At 58.4% G+C, this 16,645-nt stretch carries 16 protein-coding genes; 5 read left to right on the top strand and 11 right to left on the bottom strand.

Translation table 11 applies throughout. The features are described 5' to 3' along the window. Nucleotides 1–316: 316 nt before the first annotated feature. Nucleotides 317–1,426 (bottom strand): aspartate-semialdehyde dehydrogenase, encoded by a 1,110-nt coding sequence (asd, locus tag ID864_RS19595; RefSeq protein WP_048917717.1) that lies wholly within the window; start codon nucleotides 1,424–1,426, stop codon nucleotides 317–319. Between the two features lie 273 nt (nucleotides 1,427–1,699). Here asd and ID864_RS19590 point away from each other — a divergent pair, with 273 nt between their 5' ends. After that, entirely contained in the window at nucleotides 1,700–2,293 is a 594-nt protein-coding gene (locus tag ID864_RS19590; RefSeq protein WP_048917715.1) for a YhgN family NAAT transporter, read from the top strand. A 71-nt stretch (nucleotides 2,294–2,364) separates the two neighbouring features. On the opposite strand, the gene gntU is transcribed toward ID864_RS19590, so the two are convergent. The 4 genes from gntU to ID864_RS19570 form a co-directional block, all read right to left on the bottom strand. Continuing rightward, a complete protein-coding gene (gene gntU, locus ID864_RS19585) occupies nucleotides 2,365–3,705 on the bottom strand; it encodes a gluconate transporter (RefSeq protein ID WP_062818500.1) in 1,341 nt (446 codons plus the stop codon). Nucleotides 3,706–3,711: 6 nt separating this feature from the next. Beyond that, complete coding sequence (gene gntK, locus ID864_RS19580) at nucleotides 3,712–4,251, bottom strand: gluconokinase (protein ID WP_099753513.1); 540 nt, start codon at nucleotides 4,249–4,251, stop codon at nucleotides 3,712–3,714. Between the two features lie 186 nt (nucleotides 4,252–4,437). After that, nucleotides 4,438–5,433 (bottom strand): gluconate operon transcriptional repressor GntR, encoded by a 996-nt coding sequence (gene gntR / locus ID864_RS19575; RefSeq protein WP_048917721.1) that lies wholly within the window; start codon nucleotides 5,431–5,433, stop codon nucleotides 4,438–4,440. A 106-nt stretch (nucleotides 5,434–5,539) separates the two neighbouring features. Beyond that, nucleotides 5,540–6,235, bottom strand: a complete 696-nt coding sequence (locus ID864_RS19570) for a pirin family protein (RefSeq protein ID WP_048917722.1) — start codon at nucleotides 6,233–6,235, stop codon at nucleotides 5,540–5,542. 367 nt (nucleotides 6,236–6,602) lie between these two features. On the opposite strand from ID864_RS19570, the gene ID864_RS19565 reads away from it, so the two are divergent. After that, complete coding sequence (locus ID864_RS19565; protein ID WP_191150248.1) at nucleotides 6,603–7,097, top strand: GNAT family N-acetyltransferase; 495 nt, start codon at nucleotides 6,603–6,605, stop codon at nucleotides 7,095–7,097. Nucleotides 7,098–7,156: 59 nt separating this feature from the next. On the opposite strand, the gene ID864_RS19560 is transcribed toward ID864_RS19565, so the two are convergent. Next, nucleotides 7,157–8,338, bottom strand: coding sequence for an aspartyl protease family protein (locus tag ID864_RS19560; protein ID WP_191150247.1), 1,182 nt, complete (start codon nucleotides 8,336–8,338; stop codon nucleotides 7,157–7,159). A 303-nt stretch (nucleotides 8,339–8,641) separates the two neighbouring features. On the opposite strand from ID864_RS19560, the gene ID864_RS19555 reads away from it, so the two are divergent. Continuing rightward, a complete protein-coding gene (locus ID864_RS19555; RefSeq protein WP_099754385.1) occupies nucleotides 8,642–9,472 on the top strand; it encodes an SDR family oxidoreductase in 831 nt (276 codons plus the stop codon). Between the two features lie 10 nt (nucleotides 9,473–9,482). Then, nucleotides 9,483–10,625: a phytanoyl-CoA dioxygenase family protein gene (locus ID864_RS19550; RefSeq protein ID WP_048917727.1), complete on the top strand. Its 1,143-nt coding sequence runs from the start codon at nucleotides 9,483–9,485 to the stop codon at nucleotides 10,623–10,625. A gap of 82 nt (nucleotides 10,626–10,707) precedes the next feature. Here the strand turns inward: ID864_RS19550 and ggt are convergent, their stop codons facing one another. Continuing rightward, nucleotides 10,708–12,456, bottom strand: a complete 1,749-nt coding sequence (gene ggt / locus ID864_RS19545) for a gamma-glutamyltransferase (RefSeq protein WP_191150246.1) — start codon at nucleotides 12,454–12,456, stop codon at nucleotides 10,708–10,710. 161 nt (nucleotides 12,457–12,617) lie between these two features. Here ggt and ID864_RS19540 point away from each other — a divergent pair, with 161 nt between their 5' ends. After that, on the top strand, nucleotides 12,618–12,914 hold the full coding sequence (locus tag ID864_RS19540; RefSeq protein ID WP_048917759.1) for a DUF2756 domain-containing protein: 297 nt from the start codon (nucleotides 12,618–12,620) through the stop codon (nucleotides 12,912–12,914). Between the two features lie 102 nt (nucleotides 12,915–13,016). On the opposite strand, the gene ugpQ is transcribed toward ID864_RS19540, so the two are convergent. The 4 genes from ugpQ to ugpA are packed head-to-tail and all read right to left on the bottom strand — an operon-like array spanning nucleotide 13,017 to nucleotide 16,559. Then, complete coding sequence (gene ugpQ / locus ID864_RS19535) at nucleotides 13,017–13,757, bottom strand: glycerophosphodiester phosphodiesterase (RefSeq protein WP_191150245.1); 741 nt, start codon at nucleotides 13,755–13,757, stop codon at nucleotides 13,017–13,019. Then, the gene (locus ID864_RS19530) at nucleotides 13,757–14,827 is read right to left on the bottom strand and encodes a sn-glycerol-3-phosphate import ATP-binding protein UgpC (RefSeq protein WP_048917730.1); all 1,071 of its coding nucleotides are present in this window, start codon (nucleotides 14,825–14,827) and stop codon (nucleotides 13,757–13,759) included. The genes ugpQ and ID864_RS19530 overlap by 1 nt, the downstream gene beginning before the upstream one ends. Nucleotides 14,828–14,829: 2 nt before the next feature. Beyond that, the gene (gene ugpE, locus ID864_RS19525; protein ID WP_048917731.1) at nucleotides 14,830–15,675 is read right to left on the bottom strand and encodes a sn-glycerol-3-phosphate ABC transporter permease UgpE; all 846 of its coding nucleotides are present in this window, start codon (nucleotides 15,673–15,675) and stop codon (nucleotides 14,830–14,832) included. Then, nucleotides 15,672–16,559, bottom strand: a complete 888-nt coding sequence (gene ugpA, locus ID864_RS19520; protein ID WP_048917760.1) for a sn-glycerol-3-phosphate ABC transporter permease UgpA — start codon at nucleotides 16,557–16,559, stop codon at nucleotides 15,672–15,674. Before ugpA ends, ugpE begins: the two co-directional genes overlap by 4 nt. Between the last annotated feature and the right edge of the window lie 86 nt (nucleotides 16,560–16,645).

The raw sequence follows: 16,645 nt of genomic DNA, 5'->3' as shown, positions 1-16,645 counted from the left end.
GTTCATAAAGCAAAATTATTCTGGGAGAGTGACGTTTTAAGCATAGCCAGGGCACAACAATAACCCTGCCTGAAAGCGTAAATATATTTCTTTCAGATCCACGTTTGTTGTTGTAGAGGCGAGAAGCAGGAAGCTAAGTGCATTCTTAAAAAGGCCGGAGGGCAGCGCCCGTGGCACGGTTAAGATGCTGAAATCTGACGCAGAGGATCGTCAGAAAAGAGATTACGGGTGGATCTGGTTTTAATGAAAACGCTGGAGCACTAAGATACAGGGTGACATCTTCCCCCGCGTCAAAACGGGGGAAGCGTCACAACTTTTAACCGACCAACAGGCGTAACATGCGGCGCAGCGGCTCGGCCGCGCCCCACAGCAGCTGATCGCCCACGGTGAAGGCAGAGAGATACTCCGGCCCCATGTTCAGCTTACGCAAGCGGCCAACCGGGGTGTTCAGCGTGCCGGTCACGGCGGCTGGGGTCAGTTCACGCATGGAGATCTCACGGTCGTTCGGCACCACTTTCACCCATTCGTTGTGCGAAGCCAGCATCTGCTCAATTTCGCCCAGCGGCACATCTTTTTTCAGCTTCAGCGTAAAGGCCTGGCTGTGGCAGCGCAGCGCACCGACGCGGACGCACAGGCCATCCACTGGGATCACGCTGCTGGTACGCAGAATTTTGTTGGTTTCCGCCTGCCCTTTCCACTCTTCACGCGTCTGGCCGTTATCCAGCTGCTTGTCGATCCATGGGATCAGGCTGCCCGCCAGCGGCACGCCGAAGTTATCGGTTGGCAGCACGCCGGTGCGGCTCAGCTCGGTGACTTTGCGTTCAATATCGAGGATGGCAGAAGCCGGGTCCTGCAGCTCTTTCGCCACGTGATTGTGCAGCATGCCCATCTGGGTCAACAGCTCGCGCATATGGCGCGCGCCGCCGCCGGAAGCCGCCTGGTAGGTCGCCACTGACGCCCACTCAATCAGATTGTTTTCAAACAGGCCGCCCAGCGACATCAGCATCAGGCTGACGGTGCAGTTGCCGCCGACGAAGGTTTTAATCCCTTTATCGAGGCCGTCGTGGATCACCTTATGGTTGACCGGATCGAGAATGATAATGGCATCATCTTTCATGCGCAGAGTGGAAGCCGCATCAATCCAGTAGCCATTCCAGCCCGCCGCGCGCAGCTTAGGATAGATGTCACTGGTGTAATCGCCACCCTGACAGGTGATGATGATATCCAGCGCCTTCAGCGCTTCAATATCAAACGCATCCTGCAGCGTGCCTGCCGAGCGGCCGCCAAACTCCGGCGCGGCCTGGCCGTGCTGAGAAGTAGAAAAGAATACCGGGCGGATCACATCAAAATCGCGCTCTTCACTCATGCGCTGCATCAGCACCGAGCCAACCATGCCGCGCCAACCTACCAGTCCAACTGTCTTCATCATGCACCTGCTTCAGGCTACTTTACTTGCCATTTTGCCTCCCGGCAGTGCGCGCAATCCTCACGTACTACAGTACGCTGCGGTTGCTGTGCGCTGGCGGTAAGCAAACTGGCTGCGCCAGTAACGCCTGACCTGTTAGAGTTAATAAAAGAAATAGGGTTAAACCTTACAAGGTGCAGCAAAAGTGGCAAGTGAATTAAATCGATTAGCGCGGTTTTTTTAGCAGCTACGCTTATAACGCGTGGACATTGATAATTAAAGAGAACAACGACGATGACCGAAATGATCTCGGCGACGATATTATTGTTGCTGATTATGGACCCGCTGGGCAATTTGCCGATTTTTATGTCGGTATTGAAGCATCTGGAGCCGAAACGTCGACGCATGGTGCTGATGCGCGAAATGCTGATTGCGCTGCTGATTATGCTGCTGTTCCTGTTCGCCGGGGAAAAAATACTTAGCTTCCTCAACCTGCGTACGGAAACGGTGTCGATCTCCGGGGGGATAATTCTGTTTCTGATTGCGATTAAGATGATCTTCCCCGGTCAGGAGAGCAGCAGCAGCGGATTATCCGCAGGTGAAGAGCCGTTCCTGGTACCGCTGGCGATCCCGCTGGTGGCCGGGCCGTCGCTGCTGGCGACGCTGATGCTGCTGTCGCACCAGTATCCGCATCAGATGGGTCATCTGGTGGGCGCGCTGCTGATCGCCTGGGGCGCTACGGTGGCGATCCTGCTGCTGTCGGGGCTGTTCCTGCGCCTGCTGGGGGATAAAGGCGTGAATGCGCTGGAGAGGCTGATGGGGTTGATTTTGATTATGCTGGCGACGCAGATGTTTCTGGATGGGATACGCGCGTACCTGAAACTGTGACGATCGCGGGCGAGGCATGCCTCGCCCCTGCGGTTTCGTAGGGGTCGGGCATGCCCGACCCGCAACATCAATTACGACAACAGTTCAAAGGCAATCATGCCGATAATCGCGCCGACGGTACCGAGGATAGTTTCCATCAGCGTCCAGGTTTTCAGCGTCTGTGCTTCGGTGGCGCCGGTAAAGCGGCCAAACAGCCAGAAACCGGCATCGTTGACGTGGCTACAGATAATCGAGCCCCCGGCAATACAGATCGACAGCGCGGCAAGCTGCGCGCCCGAGTAGTGCAGCGGTTCGATCACCGGCATAATCAGGCCCACGGCGGTCAGGCAGGCTACGGTCGCCGAGCCCTGAATAATGCGCACCGCACCGGACAGCACAAAGCACGCCAGCGCTACCGGCAAACCGGCTCCGGTCAGCGCATTCCCCAGCGCCGGACCCACGCCGGAATCCACCAGCACCTGCTTGAACACGCCACCCGCACCGATCACCAGCAGGATAATGCCCGCCGGCTGCAGCGCCGCGCCGCAAATCTGCATCACGCGCTCTTTATCCATACCCTGACGATAAGCCAGGCCATAAATCGCCACCAGGCAGGCCAGCAGGATCGCCGTAAACGGGTGGCCGATAAACTCCAGCCACTCGTACAGGCTGGTGCCCGGCGCGGTAAAGCGCGCACCGATGGTTTTCAGCCCGACCAGGATCAGCGGGAACAGGATCAGCGACAGGCTGAAGCCAAATGAGGGCAGCTTGCTCTCGTCAAACTCAGGGTGCTCGCCCTCTTCGGGCACGCCGAACTCAACGTGCTGGCTGATAAAGCGACCAAACAGCGGCCCGGCAATCAGCATCCCCGGAATAGCGGCGCACAGCCCCAGCAGGATCATCCAGCCAAAGTCCGCGTGCATCTGGGAAGCCAGCAGCATCGGCGCAGGCCCCGGCAGCAGAAATGCCGCGGCGGCAGCCACCCCGGCGAACAGCGGAATCACCAGCTTCACCAGGTTATCCCCGGTGCGGCGCGCCACGGCAAACGCGATGCTGATCAGCAGCACCACCGCCACTTCGAAGAACAGCGGCAGTGCGCAGATCAGACCGGCAATGCCCATGGCGTAGTGCGCCCGGCTTTCGCCAAAGGTTTTCAGCATGCGGATGGCGATCTGATCGACCGCGCCGGTTTCGTGCAGGATTTTACCGAACATCGCGCCCAGCGCGACGACAATAGCGAGGAATCCGAGCGTGCCGCCCATGCCTTTCTGCATGGTATCGGCGATTTTATCCAGCGGCATCCCGGAGAACAGCCCGGCGCCGATCGAGACCAGCATCAGCGCCACAAAGGCGTGCATTCGCGCCTTCATCACTAAAAACAGCAGCAGCAGGACCGATCCGGCTGCGGTTAACACCAGCGTTGCAGTACTCATGACACCCTACTTAGTTTTGGCGATCGCACCATCAATGGTTTTGAGCGTTGCCGCAACAACCTCATCCAGCGTCTGATTAATATCGACGACCAGCACGTCATGCTCATCACTGCCCGGCTCTTCCAGGGTGGCGAACTGCGTCACCAGCATCTGTGGCTTGAAGAAGTGGCCTTTGCGCGCGCGCAGGCGGGATTCAATGGTATCGAAATCGCCCTGCAGATAGACGAAGGAGAGGTTCTGATTCCCTTTGCGCAGGATGTCGCGATAACTTTTTTTCAACGCCGAGCAGACAATCAGCGACACGCTGTTGGTGCGCTGCATGGCAAAGGCCGCATCGTTAATCGACTGCAGCCACGGGCGGCGGTCATCATCATTCAGCGGATGGCCTTCGGACATTTTTTCGATATTGGCGCGCGGATGCAGGAAATCGCCATCGAGGAATGCCGCTTGCAGCTGGTACGCGACCGCATTGGCAACGGCGGACTTGCCGCTGCCGGATACGCCCATCAGGACAAATACGTGATTTGGCGTTGAAGTTGTGTTCATTTTTATCGCTCCGGCAGAGAAGGTGCAGGTGTGTTCGTCCAGTTGTTATCGGTAACATTGTCTGGATGTGCATTGATTATGGCAACAGCTGGCCAGGAAAAAGCTGGTAAATGTGAGGGGGGTCATAAAAACGGAAGAATCAGAGTCGGGGTCGGACATATCCGCCCCGAATAGCTAAACAAGTTATTAAATGCTGCCCCCGGCTGAGATGGTAAAGCCGACATCCACCGGGCGCATATCAACATTCTCGCCACGAATGCGCGCCAGCAGCAGCGCCGCGGACTCGTGCCCCATGCGTTCACGCGGGGTCTGCACCGTCGCCAGCGTCGGGTTGACCACATCAGCAATATCGTGGCCGTGGAAACCGGCAATCGCCATCTGCTGCGGGATCTGCAGCCCCTGGCGCTGGCACTCAAACATCGCCCCGACCGCCAGGTCATCATTGGTACAGAACAGGCTGTCGGTCAGCGGATAGCGCTGTTGCGCCTCGCGCATCAGCATCGCCCCGGCGGAGAACGACGAGGCCGCCTCCATCATCACCGTTTGCGGCTCCAGCCCTGCTTCACGCATCGCCAGCGCATAGCCCTGCTCTTTCTGCAAGGTACGCTCATCCAGCCGCGCCCCGAGGTAAACCGGGTGACGATGGCCTTTTTGCAGAATGGCGTGGGTCATCTGGCGCGCCGCCTCAACGTTGTCAAAACCGACCGCCATATCCAGGCATGGCGATACGCTGTCCATCATCTCAATCACCGGAATGCCTGCGGTTTCGATCATGCGCAAGCTGGCGGCGGTGTGGGTGCGCTCGGTGAGGATCAGGCCGTCGATATTCCAGCCAAGCAGGGAGCGCAGCTGCAACTCTTCCTTTTCGGCGCTGTAGCCAAAGTGCCCGAGCAGCGTCTGGTAGCCTGCGGCGTCGGTCACCGCTTCAATGCCGCGCAGCACGTCGGCAAACACCTGGTTGGTCAGTGAGGGCAGCAGTACGCCAATGGCGCGGCTGGTGGCGTTGGAAAGCATATCGGGGGCGCGATTGGGGATATAACCCAGCTCATCCAGCGCGGCGGCGATCTTGCCCTGCAGCGCGGCAGAAACCTGATCGGGGTTACGCAGATAGCGGCTAACGGTCATTTTGGTGATGCCTACGCGATCGGCAACGTCCTGTAGTACCGGTCTTTTTTTCTTCATTGGGCTTCAGCTATGCGGACAGAATTATGCTGAGTGTAACAAAAGCGTGGGCAAAAACGACAAAGGGGCGAGGGTCTCGCCCCTTAAAGTGTGACACAGGTTGTAGTTAAACCGGCGGCAGGTCGAACAGCAGGATCTCTGCATCGCTGCTGGCGTTAATCGCCAGGGATTTTTCATCCCAGATAGCGAAGGCGTCAGAGGTGGTTGCCGCTTCGCCGTTGACGGTCACATCGCCTTTCACCACCTGGATCCAGATGCGGCGGCCCTCTTCGACCTCAACCACGCCCTCTTCCGCCGCTTTCAGCGCCCAGCGCGACAGGGTCATATCCTGGAACACCTTGAGTGAACCGTCACGCGCATCCGGCGACAGCACCAGCTGGCGGCCCTGCACATCGTCAAAACGGCGCTGTGCATAGCGCGGTTCAATACCGGTGCTTTCCGGGATAATCCAGATCTGGTACAGGTGCAGCGGCACCTCTTTGCTGGCGTTGTACTCAGAGTGACGCACGCCGGTTCCGGCGCTCATAATCTGGAACTCACCCGCCGGGATCTGCTCCTTGTTGCCCATGCTGTCCTGGTGCTCAACGGTCCCGGACAGGACATAGGTGAGGATCTCCATATCTTTATGCGGATGGGTACCGAAACCCTGGCCGCCGTCGATCACATCTTCATTAATCACCCGCAGCGCGGAGAAGCCCATAAAGTTGGCATCGTAGTAATCAGCGAAAGAGAAGGTGTGGTAGCTGTCCAGCCAGCCATGGTTAGCATGACCGCGATCTTGTGCTTTGCGTAAGTAAATCATATTCAATTCTCCTCAACGTTTTGACACAGTCTGAACCTGAAAGGAGGGGGATGATAGCGGAGAAAATTGTCTTCTCTGTTCAAAATATTCGATGGGGTAGGAGGGAGAACTTCAAAGAAACTGCCGGAGCAGATGGCAAATCGCAGGCAAAAAAAAGCCAGCACCCGAGCTGGCTAAATAATACTTGGAAGCAATGTGAGCAATGTCGTGCCTTCCCAGCGAGCACCGTAGGCTCTCCTGAAAACGCATGACAATAATAATCATTATCATTCGCACTTGTAAAGTGCTTTGCCGATTATTTTTCACTTGATCTTGCTGGTAAAAACCCTGAATTTAAAGGGGATTCCCGCAAACAAGGAGAGGTAAGATGAGTGAGATTGTCGTCCGTCATGTGGTTGCCGAAGATGCTGTTGCCATCCATCAGCTGTACAGCCAGCCTGAAACCTATGCCGATACGCTACAGCTCCCCCATCCCTCTCTCAAAAAGTGGCAGGAGCGGATTGCGTCGGTGCCTGACGGCGTGCAGATGCTGGTGGCCTCTATCGATAATGAGATTGCAGGCCAGCTGACGCTGGAGGTCAACGGGCGTGCCCGCCGCCGTCATACGGCAACCTTTGGCATCGCGGTGGATGCTCACCAGCGCGGAAAAGGCGTGGGCAAAGCGATGATGCGCACGCTGATCGACCTGTGTGACAACTGGCTCAGCGTCGAACGTATTGAGCTGACGGTGTTTGCCGATAATCAGCATGCCATCGCACTGTATGAACAGTTTGGTTTTGAAACCGAGGGACGCGCCCGCCGCTTTGCGCTGCGCAACGGTCAGCTGGTAGATGCGCTCTACATGGCGCGCTTTCGCGCGTAACCCGTTTTCGTAACGGTATTCGGGCCATTGAAAGGGGAGCGCAGCCGCCCTCCCCTTACTCACAGCGTGACGTTCCTGACCTTTCCCCGCCGCTCAATGCGCAGATTTAGTTCCCCGAGCGGCGTATCAGCCAGCGTGCCACGGATCCACTCCATCTTTTCAGGCAACACTTTGCTGCCGTTAATCTGCAGCAGGACGTCGCCGTTGTGCAGCACGGACGAGGAGAGTGCCCCGGGGGAGTTGGCATAAATTTCCACTCGCCTGGCAAAGTACCGAACGGCCAGGGTGCGCAGCGGGGCCGCCTCATCACGGGTAAAGTGCTGCTGGTTATAGCACAACAGCATTTTTTCCGGGGCCAACAGATAGTCATCAAAGCGCTGCAGAAAGTTCATGCCCAGCCCGTAGTTGCCCCGTTTATCTTCAATCGCCAGCAGCTTCCCCAGCGGCAGCCGATCAAACTGAATCCCGCCCAGCAGATAAGCATCGCTGCGTTCTATTCCGTTCAGCGTGATAACCGGCTGGGTAATGCCGGTCAGGATCGCGCTGCCGAAATGGCCGCGGCTGGCGTGGACGATCTCCTCACCAATCGTGCTCCAGGCCGCCCCCGTGTTCAACGCCATATACAGTGGGCGATCGTGATAGTCCAGCATCAGTTCGGGGCCAAAATCCCAGGCATCGCGATAGGGTACGCAGGCCTGGTAATTGCGGATAGTGAGCGGGTGCTTCCAGACCGTCAGCTGATGATTTCGGTTATCCACTGCCCAGTTGAACTGGCGGTAGAGGTCCTGCCCAATGATGCCATCAATCTGCATCCCGCTGTTCTGGGTGAACGCGCTGAGATCGGCACCCACCCAAGGATCGCTGGCGGGCACCACCTCATTGCCAATCGCCAGCGCCAGCGGCTGCCAGAAACGTATTAACTCGCCTTTCAGCATGCCGCCTGAAGTATTGATGCCGGTGCTCAGGATTTTTTTAGCCAGCGCCGGCAGGAGGTCGTCCGGCGTTTTGCTGGTGATATCGCTGGCAAGACGGTTATCAATCACCATCATCGCGGCGCCGGTATCCAGTAAAAAAGAGTACTGCTTGCCAGCAATAGTCACGGGCACGATCAGCGCATCAGATCGAACGCTCACCGTCAGCAGAGGAACGGGCGACGGTGCATAAATGCTGTCAGCCGATACGGATGAAGCCTGCAACAGCAGCGCGGCTGCAATGCCCCAGAAGTGTGAGAGATATTTCATTACGATCCTTGTCGCGATAAGTCTCTCTGCACATCCATCGTGCAGGATCAGAAGGGTTTCTGAATGCTGTAATTTACGTGAAAAACGGGAAGTTACGAAATTCAATCGTGCTAATGGCGGTGATATGTCGGGAAAATCGCAAAGGGGCACAGGCGGTTGGCCAAACATCTGAACGGCCCTTTTTTGAGGTCTTTTTGAGGTCACCTGCGCGTATTGTTAACAAAATGTTGGTGCTAAGGTGGGGGTGAGTCAAGGCAATTCACACTTACCCTACACCCTTAAACAGACCAGCAAGGCATCATCATGAGCATAAAATTCAACGAGCAGTTTCGTGACAAGGTTTTCGTGGTCACCGGCGGTAATCAGGGGCTGGGCGCAGCCGTCTCTTTATTACTGGCCGAGCGCGGCGCACGCGGTCTGGTGATCTGCGGGCGCAACCAGCAGGCCGGTGCCGCGCAGGTCGATAAGCTGCGCGCTGCGGGCTGTGAAGCCTGGTTTGTCGCCGCCGATTTTAGCGACCCGGCCTCCTGTGAACGGGTGATCGCCGAAGCGGAGAGCCGTTTTGGCACGCTGCACGGGCTGGTTAACTGCGCGGGGATGTCCGACCGCGGCACCATACTCGACACCACGCCGCAGCTTTTTGACGCCATCTTCGCCGTTAACGTACGCGCGCCGTTCTTTCTGATGCAGGCGGCCATCAGGTTGATGATTGCCAACCACGTTGCAGGCAGCATCGTCAATATCATCACTATGAGCTCCCACGGTGGGCAGAGCTTCCTCACGCCTTATGCGGCCTCCAAAGGTGCGCTGGTTACCCTGACGAAAAACGTCGCCTTCAGCGCGATGCGCAACCGCATTCGCGTCAACGGCCTGAACATCGGCTGGATGGATACGCCGCACGAAGATCAGATCCAGAAGCAGTATCACAACGCCAGCGAGGACTGGCTGGAGAAAGCCGAGCGTGAGCAGCCGTTTGGTCGCCTTCTCAAACCGCAGGAGGTGGCGCGCAGCGTGGCATTCCTGCTGTCCGAAGAGTCGGGAATGATGACCGGAGCGATCGTCGACTTCGATCAAAACGTCGTCGGCTGTAGCGATGACGGCGCGGCAAAACCCCAGAATAAACTGGCCCTGTGAGGAACCCGTGATGAACAGTCTCTATCTGACTAAAGAACAGTTATCGGTCGATGATTTCGCCATTGTCTGCGAGCAGACCACCCCGCTGAAAGATTTCCCGCTGGCGCGGAAGGCCGAGCTGGATGTGCTGATCTACCAGCGCGAGGATTTGACCAAAGCCGCCGCCGAGCACCGGCAAACGGTGCTGAGCGAACTGCACCGCGCCCTGTCCTCCGGGCCGGGCGTCTTCGTGGTTAAAGGGCTGTTCAGCGATCTCCCGACGGTGGATCGCAACAGCGCGCTGTTCGAGCAGATCCTGCTCAGTGAGTCTGAAAGCGGCAGCGGCGGGGACCATTTTGCGGCGGCAGGCAATAACGGGCGCATCTGGAATGCTCTGCAGAAAGTCGCCGAGCGCGATGCCGATGCGTTTATTGACTACTACTGTAACCCGCTGCTGGCGCTGATCTGCGAAAGCTGGGTCGGCCCGGGTTATGAGATGACCGCGCAGGTCAATCAGGTGCGCCCCGGCGGCAAAGCCCAGCAGCCGCACCGTGATTATCATCTCGGCTTTCAAAGCAATGAGGTGGTGGAACGCTTCCCACTGCCGCTGCAGATCCTCTCGCAGTACCTGACGCTTCAGGGCGCGGTGGCACACAGCGATATGCCGGTGGAGTCCGGCCCGACGCAGCTGCTGCCGTGGTCGCATCAGTATCAGGCGGGCTATCTGGCCTGGCGCGATGAGAAGTTTATCGACTATTTCCAGCGCAATGCCATCCAGCTGCCGCTGGAGAAGGGGGACGGGCTGTTCTTCAATCCGGCGCTGTTCCATGCGGCGGGCAGTAACCATACCCACGACCATATCCGCACCGCAAACCTGCTGCAGGTCTCTTCATCCTTTGGCAAAACGATGGAGAAAGTGAACCATATTAAGGTGTTACAGCATATTTACCCGGCGCTGCGCCTGCGCAGAATGTCTGAGGAGCGGATCAATGCGGTGATTGCCGCGGCGGCGGAGGGCTATTCGTTCCCAACCAATCTGGATACCGACCCGCCGGTGGGGGGGCTGGTACCTCAGACTCAGCAGTCGCTGCTGCTGCAGGCACTGCGCGAGAGTTGGGCTCCGAAGCTGTTTAATCAACGGCTGCAAGAGCACCAGCAGAAACGGGAAGCGTAATGCTCTTGTGGGACATCACCGGCACGGGGCGACTGGAAAAAAGGGTCGCCCCCTACCTCAGATCGGCCTCGCCCGCATCGCATCAATACCCGGCGGTTAGATCATCGATGGTGCGCGGATCGGACGCACCGTAACGCATACCGTCCGGCCCCAGCATAATGCTCTGTGTGCTACCCATCGCAGGCATCACCTTCACATTCTGCCCCTTCTCACCCAGCAGCTTCAGCGTATCCGGGCTGAAGCCCTTCTCGACGCGCAGCTGGTCGGGCAGCCACTGATGGTGGAAGCGCGGCGCGTTAGTGGCTTCAGCCACGTTCATCCCGAAATCAACGCTGTTCACCACCATTTGCAGTACGGTAGTGATAATACGGCTGCCGCCCGGGCTACCCGTCACCAGCCAGGTTTTACCGTCTTTCGCAACGATAGTCGGCGACATTGACGACAGTGGGCGCTTATACGGCTGCACCGCATTCGCTTCCCCGCCGACCAGACCGTAAACGTTGGGCGTGCCCGGCTTGGCGGAGAAGTCATCCATCTCGTTATTCATCAGAATGCCGCTGTTGCCGGCCACAATACCGCTGCCAAAGGTGGTGTTCAGCGTGTAGGTCACCGCGACCGCATTGCCGTCTTTATCCACCACCGAGAAATGCGTGGTTTGATTACTTTCATAGGGCGCCAGCTTGCCCGGTTTGATCTCGGATGACGGCCGCGCTTTGGCCACATCGATCTGTTCGGCCAGTGATTTGGCGTAGGCTTTGCTGGTCAGCGCCTGCCACGGCACCTTAACGAAATCTGGATCGCCGAGATATTCCGAGCGGTCGGCATAGGCATATTTCTCCGCCTCGGCCGTCACCTGCATGGCATCAGCGCTGCCAAAGCCCATTTTTGCCAGATCGAAGTTTTCCAGGATATTGAGGATCTGCACGATATGAATACCGCCGGAGGATGGCGGTGGCATGGAGAAGACCTCATAGCCGCGGTAGCTGCCGCTCACCGGCTTGCGCTCAATTGCCCGATAGTTGGCGAGGTCGCGCTTGTCGATCAGCCCGCCGTGCTGCGCCATCTCAGAGGCGATCTCATCGGCAATCTGCCCTTTGTAGAACGCATCCGGCCCCTGCTTCGCAATCAGCTCCAGGCTGTGTGCCAGGTTGCGCTGCACCAGCTTATCGCCCTGCTGGTACGGCTTGCCGTCGGCTTTGTAGAAGATCGCTTTACTGTTCGGGTGGGCTGGCAGAACCTCACTGCCGTAGATCTTCAGGTCATCGGCCAGCGCTTCGTTAACCACAATGCCCTTGCGCGCCAGCTCCAGCGCCGGTTGGATCAGCGTGCTGAGCGGCAGCGTGCCGTACTTTTTATTCGCCAGCGCAAAGCCCGCCACGGTTCCGGGAACGCCGGACGCCAGGTGGGAGATCAGCGATTTTTTGCTGTCGGCATTACCTGCAGCGTCAAGGAACATATCGCGGCTGGCGCGCACCGGGGCCATTTCGCGAAAATCAATCGAGGTAGTCTGGCCGGAGGCGGTGCGCAACAGCATAAAGCCGCCGCCACCGAGATTACCGGCCTGTGGATGCGTCACCGCCAGCGCATAACCCACGGCGACCGCGGCATCCACCGCGTTACCGCCCTGCTGAAGAATTTTCACCCCCACTTCCGTTGCGGTGGCATCCACCGAGGCGACCATGCCGTGCTGAGCCGTGACCGGATGGAAAGTATCCGCGCCTACGCCATAGGAGACCGGCGGTGCGGCTGGAGCGGCACCCGCCCCCTGCCACACCAGTAAAGCGGCTAACAGCGACCACGACAGGCGCTGCACAGTACCTTTTGTTATCATTGTTACATCCTTTAAGTTTATTTACGTTGTGTTTGCCATTGATAAATATGCACAAAATTGCGCAAAAGGCGAACGATAGCGCAATTCAGGAGCACTCCTGGGGTACAGGCCTGGCAGATAACATAGACTTATGGCAGGAACACGGAGGACGTAACATGAAAATGAAAACCAAATGGCTGGTTGTTTTTGCTGCCCTGCTGCCGCTGAGCGGCATGGCGAACATGTTGAATAACAGCAACAACAATAATCCGAATAACCCGCAGTCTTCAAACTACAATCCGAGCACGCAGCGCTTACAGCAAAACATGCAGAATCAGCAGTCGCAGCAGAAGCTGAAGCTGCAACAGGATCAGCAGCGTCAGCAGCAGGATTTACAGCGAAAAATTCAGGAGCAGCGCGACAGTGCCACGCAGCGCACCAATAACAACGGTCAGCTGCAGCAGACCCAGCAGAATTAATCCGGCCAACCTAAGGGCCGACCGGGAAAAAAGGTCGGCCCCTACAGTAGGGGCGGACCGCAGTTTGGGTCCGCCCGTTATCACCAGGCGATCGCGGTTTAATTAACGAAAATCCGGCCCGATAATATCAATGCGGTCGGTGCAGACCGCATCCACGCCCCACTGTAGTAACTCCCGCGCACGCTCTGGCTTATTCACCGTATACACCAGAATACGCAGCCCGGCCTGCTTCAGCAGCGCCACGCGCTCCGGGTCGAGCACTTTGTGATTCAGATGGATCGACACGCAGCCTAACGCGCGCGTCATCGCCTGCCAGTTCTCATCCCAGCTGTCGAGCAGCAGCCCGCGCGGCAGCTCCGGGGCCGCCTGCTGTGCCGCTTCCAGCGCAGAGTACGAGAACGACGACAGCAGCGGCGCGACCTGGCCCTGCCACATCACGCGGGCGGCCAGCGCGATAGCGCGCCCGGTTGCCACCTCCGCTCCGTGAGTCGGCTTAATTTCGATATTGGCCATCAGGCGATGCTGGCGACAGCGGGCGGCGACTTCCGCCAGCAGCGGCAGGCGTTCATCGCTGAAGGCGCTGCCAAACCAGCCGCCGGCATCCAGCGTTACCAGCTTGTCCCACGGCTGATCGCCCGCCACGCCCCAGCCGTTGCTGGTGCGGTCCAGAGTGTCATCGTGCAGCAGGAAGATGGCGCCGTCCTGCGACAGTTTGGCGTCAAACTCAATCATGCGATGCCCGTGCTGCGCGCCAACATCAATGGCGGCAAGGGTATTTTCCGGTGCCAGTTTCCCGCCGCCGCGATGGGCGACGATCGGCGGATATGGCCAGCTGTGGGTCATTATTCGGTCCGTTGTCCGTTATGGTCAAAAAAGTGTAGCGCGGCAGCGGGAAGCTGCAACCACAGCGTGCTGCCCATCTGCGGGCGCACCGAGTGCGGCAGGCGCACCACCAGCTTATTTTTTCCCCAGTGCCCGTGGGCGAGATTGTCGGCCCCCAGCATCTCCAGCGTCTCCACCACCAGCGGAATGCCGCCGTCCTGCTGAGAGGAGAGCTCAATATGCTCCGGACGGATGCCCAGCGTCAACGTGCGCGCGGCCCATTTTGCCTTCGGCGCCCTCAGCGGCAGCGCCAGGGTATCCGCGAGGATAAAGCGCGAGCCGTCATCATTGAGCTGGCCGTCCAGCAGGTTCATCGCCGGGGCGCCAATAAAGCTGGCGACGAAACGCGTGGCCGGGCGCTGGTAAATCTCCTCCGGGGTGCCGAGCTGCTCCAGCACGCCTTTGTTCATCACCATCACGCGCTGCGCCAGCGTCATCGCCTCGACCTGATCGTGCGTCACGTACAGGCTGGTGGTGTTCAGGCGGCGGTGTAACTGCTGCAGCTCAAGGCGCATCTGCACGCGCAGGCGGGCATCAAGGTTCGACAGCGGCTCATCGAACAGGAACAGCGCGGGCTCACGCACAATGGCGCGCCCCATCGCCACGCGCTGCCGCTGGCCGCCGGACAGTTCACGCGGGCGGCGCTTAAGCAGCGCTTCCAGTTCCAGGCTGCGCGCCGCCTCCAGCACCCGCTGGCGGATCTGCTCTTTGCCCATGCCGCGAATTTTCAGGCCCCACGCCATGTTCTCCTCCACGCTCATATGCGGGTAGAGAGCATAGTTCTGGAACACCATGGCAATGCCGCGATCCTTCGGCTCCTCTTCGGTCACGCGCCGCGTATCAATCCAGATATCGCCGCTGGTGACCCGCTCCAGCCCGGCCACCATGCGCAGCAGCGTGGATTTTCCACAGCCGGATGGCCCGACCATTACCATAAACTCACCATCGCGGATCGACACGTCCAGCGGCTGAATAATCTGGTTTTTACCGTCGTAGGATTTGGTTACTGCCTGAAGTCGTACACCTGCCATCACTATTTCTCGCTCTCAACCAGACCGCGCACAAAGGCGCGCTGCATCACTAAAACAATCACCACCGGCGGGATCAGCGTCAGCAGCATCGCCGCCATCACTTCATTCCACTGGGTGGGGGATCCGCTGGTGGAGATCATGCTTTTGATCCCCGCGACCGCCGTACCGAGCGAAGCATCATTGATGATGAGCAGCGGCCACAGGTACTGGTTCCAGCCATAGATAAAGGTAATCACGAACAGCGCCGCCAGATTGGTTTTCGACAGCGGCAGCACGATATCGCGGAAGAAGCGCATTGGGCTGGCACCGTCAATGCGCGCCGCCTCCATCAGCTCATCCGGCAGCGACATAAAGAACTGGCGAAACAGGAAGGTGGCGGTGGCGGAAGCCATCAGCGGCAGGGTTAACCCGCTGTAGCTGTCGAGCAGGTTCAGGTCGGCAATCACCTGCACCGTGGGGAAAATACGCACCTCAACCGGCAGCATCAGAGTGATAAAGATCATCCAGAAGAACAGATTGCGCAGCGGGAAGCGGTACCAAACCAGCGCAAACGCCGACAGCATCGACACGCTGATTTTCCCCACCGTAATGCACAGCGCCATAATCAGGCTGTTGAGCATCATCAGGCTGAAGGCCGGGCCGCTGCCGTTCACTCCGTTGAGCCAGATATTGCGCACGTTCTCCCACAGATGGCTGCCGGGGATTAGCGTCATCGGCACCTGATACACCGCCTTGTTATCCAGCGTCGCGGCGACAAACGCCACGTACAGCGGGAACAGAATGGTCAGGATGCCGAGGATCAGTAGCGTATGGCTGAAGATATCCAGCCCGCGTCGGTTTTCAATCATTGGTAGCGCACCTTGCGTTCGACGAAGCGGAACTGGATCACGGTCAGGCCAATCACCAGCAGCATCAGTACCACCGACTGTGCAGCCGAGGAGGAGAGATCCAGACCGGCAAAGCCTTCGCGATAGATTTTATAGATAAGCGTCGTGGTGGCCTGCACCGGGCCGCCGCCGGTGGCAGCGTCGATCACCGGGAAGGTATCGAAGAAGGCATACACCAGGTTCACCACCAGCAGGAAGAAGCTGACCGGGGTGATCAGCGGCAGCGCCAGGCTGAAGAAGCGGCGCACCGGACCGGCCCCGTCAATGGCGGCGGCTTCCACCAGCGATTTCGGGATCGACTGTAGCGCGGCAAAGAAGAACAGGAAGTTGTAGCTCATCTGCTGCCAGATTGAGGCCAGTACGATGAGAAACATCGCCTGGCCGCTGTTCTGCGCGTAGTTCCAGCTGTAGCCCCACTGGTTCAGCAGGTGGCTGAACAGGCCAAGGCCCGGGTTAAACAGGAACATCCACAGCACGGCAGCCACCACCGGGGCGACTGCGTAGGGCAGCAGCAGCAGCGTCTGATAGAGCTTTTTCAGGCGGACAACGTAGTCCACCAGCGCCGCCAGCAGCAGCGAGAACGTCATGCCAAAAACGGTGACCAGACCGCTGAACTTCAGCGTGGTCCAGAAAGAGTCGAGGTAGTAGCTATCGGCAAACAGCCGTTTAAAGTTATCCAGCCCGACGAAAGTGCTGGAGATGCCAAACGGGTCGATACTCTGCAACGAGTACCAGAGCGCTTCGCCAGCGGGCCAGATAAAGAAGATGGCGGTGATCAGCAGCTGCGGCAGCATGAGCAGATAGGGCAGCGCGCTGGTGCGGAATACGGGGCGGGGTTGGGACATGGCAACCATCTCATCTCAATGCGTAGCGGCCAACGGTGGTTCTGGTCGGCCCGGGCGGGCGCATCGTCGATCCGCCCCTCCTCACT

Origin of the sequence: Erwinia aphidicola (assembly GCF_014773485.1) — a bacterium.
Taxonomy (GTDB): domain Bacteria; phylum Pseudomonadota; class Gammaproteobacteria; order Enterobacterales; family Enterobacteriaceae; genus Erwinia; species Erwinia aphidicola.
This window is presented reverse-complemented; position numbering and strand designations above follow the sequence as displayed.

Excerpts from the sequence above, each read along its gene's own strand:
- ugpA (WP_048917760.1), bottom strand. The coding sequence starts at position 16,559 with ATGTCCCAACCCCGCCCCGTATTCCGCACCAGCGCGCTGCCCTATCTG.
- ugpE (WP_048917731.1), bottom strand. The coding sequence starts at position 15,675 with ATGATTGAAAACCGACGCGGGCTGGATATCTTCAGCCATACGCTACTG.
- asd (WP_048917717.1), bottom strand. The coding sequence starts at position 1,426 with ATGAAGACAGTTGGACTGGTAGGTTGGCGCGGCATGGTTGGCTCGGTG.
- ID864_RS19570 (WP_048917722.1), bottom strand. The coding sequence starts at position 6,235 with ATGATTTACTTACGCAAAGCACAAGATCGCGGTCATGCTAACCATGGC.
- ugpQ (WP_191150245.1), bottom strand. The coding sequence starts at position 13,757 with ATGACCCACAGCTGGCCATATCCGCCGATCGTCGCCCATCGCGGCGGC.
- gntK (WP_099753513.1), bottom strand. The coding sequence starts at position 4,251 with ATGAACACAACTTCAACGCCAAATCACGTATTTGTCCTGATGGGCGTA.
- ID864_RS19530 (WP_048917730.1), bottom strand. The coding sequence starts at position 14,827 with ATGGCAGGTGTACGACTTCAGGCAGTAACCAAATCCTACGACGGTAAA.
- ID864_RS19540 (WP_048917759.1), top strand. The coding sequence starts at position 12,618 with ATGAAAACCAAATGGCTGGTTGTTTTTGCTGCCCTGCTGCCGCTGAGC.
- ID864_RS19590 (WP_048917715.1), top strand. The coding sequence starts at position 1,700 with ATGACCGAAATGATCTCGGCGACGATATTATTGTTGCTGATTATGGAC.
- gntU (WP_062818500.1), bottom strand. The coding sequence starts at position 3,705 with ATGAGTACTGCAACGCTGGTGTTAACCGCAGCCGGATCGGTCCTGCTG.
- gntR (WP_048917721.1), bottom strand. The coding sequence starts at position 5,433 with ATGAAGAAAAAAAGACCGGTACTACAGGACGTTGCCGATCGCGTAGGC.
- ID864_RS19560 (WP_191150247.1), bottom strand. The coding sequence starts at position 8,338 with ATGAAATATCTCTCACACTTCTGGGGCATTGCAGCCGCGCTGCTGTTG.
- ID864_RS19550 (WP_048917727.1), top strand. The coding sequence starts at position 9,483 with ATGAACAGTCTCTATCTGACTAAAGAACAGTTATCGGTCGATGATTTC.
- ID864_RS19565 (WP_191150248.1), top strand. The coding sequence starts at position 6,603 with ATGAGTGAGATTGTCGTCCGTCATGTGGTTGCCGAAGATGCTGTTGCC.
- ggt (WP_191150246.1), bottom strand. The coding sequence starts at position 12,456 with ATGATAACAAAAGGTACTGTGCAGCGCCTGTCGTGGTCGCTGTTAGCC.
- ID864_RS19555 (WP_099754385.1), top strand. The coding sequence starts at position 8,642 with ATGAGCATAAAATTCAACGAGCAGTTTCGTGACAAGGTTTTCGTGGTC.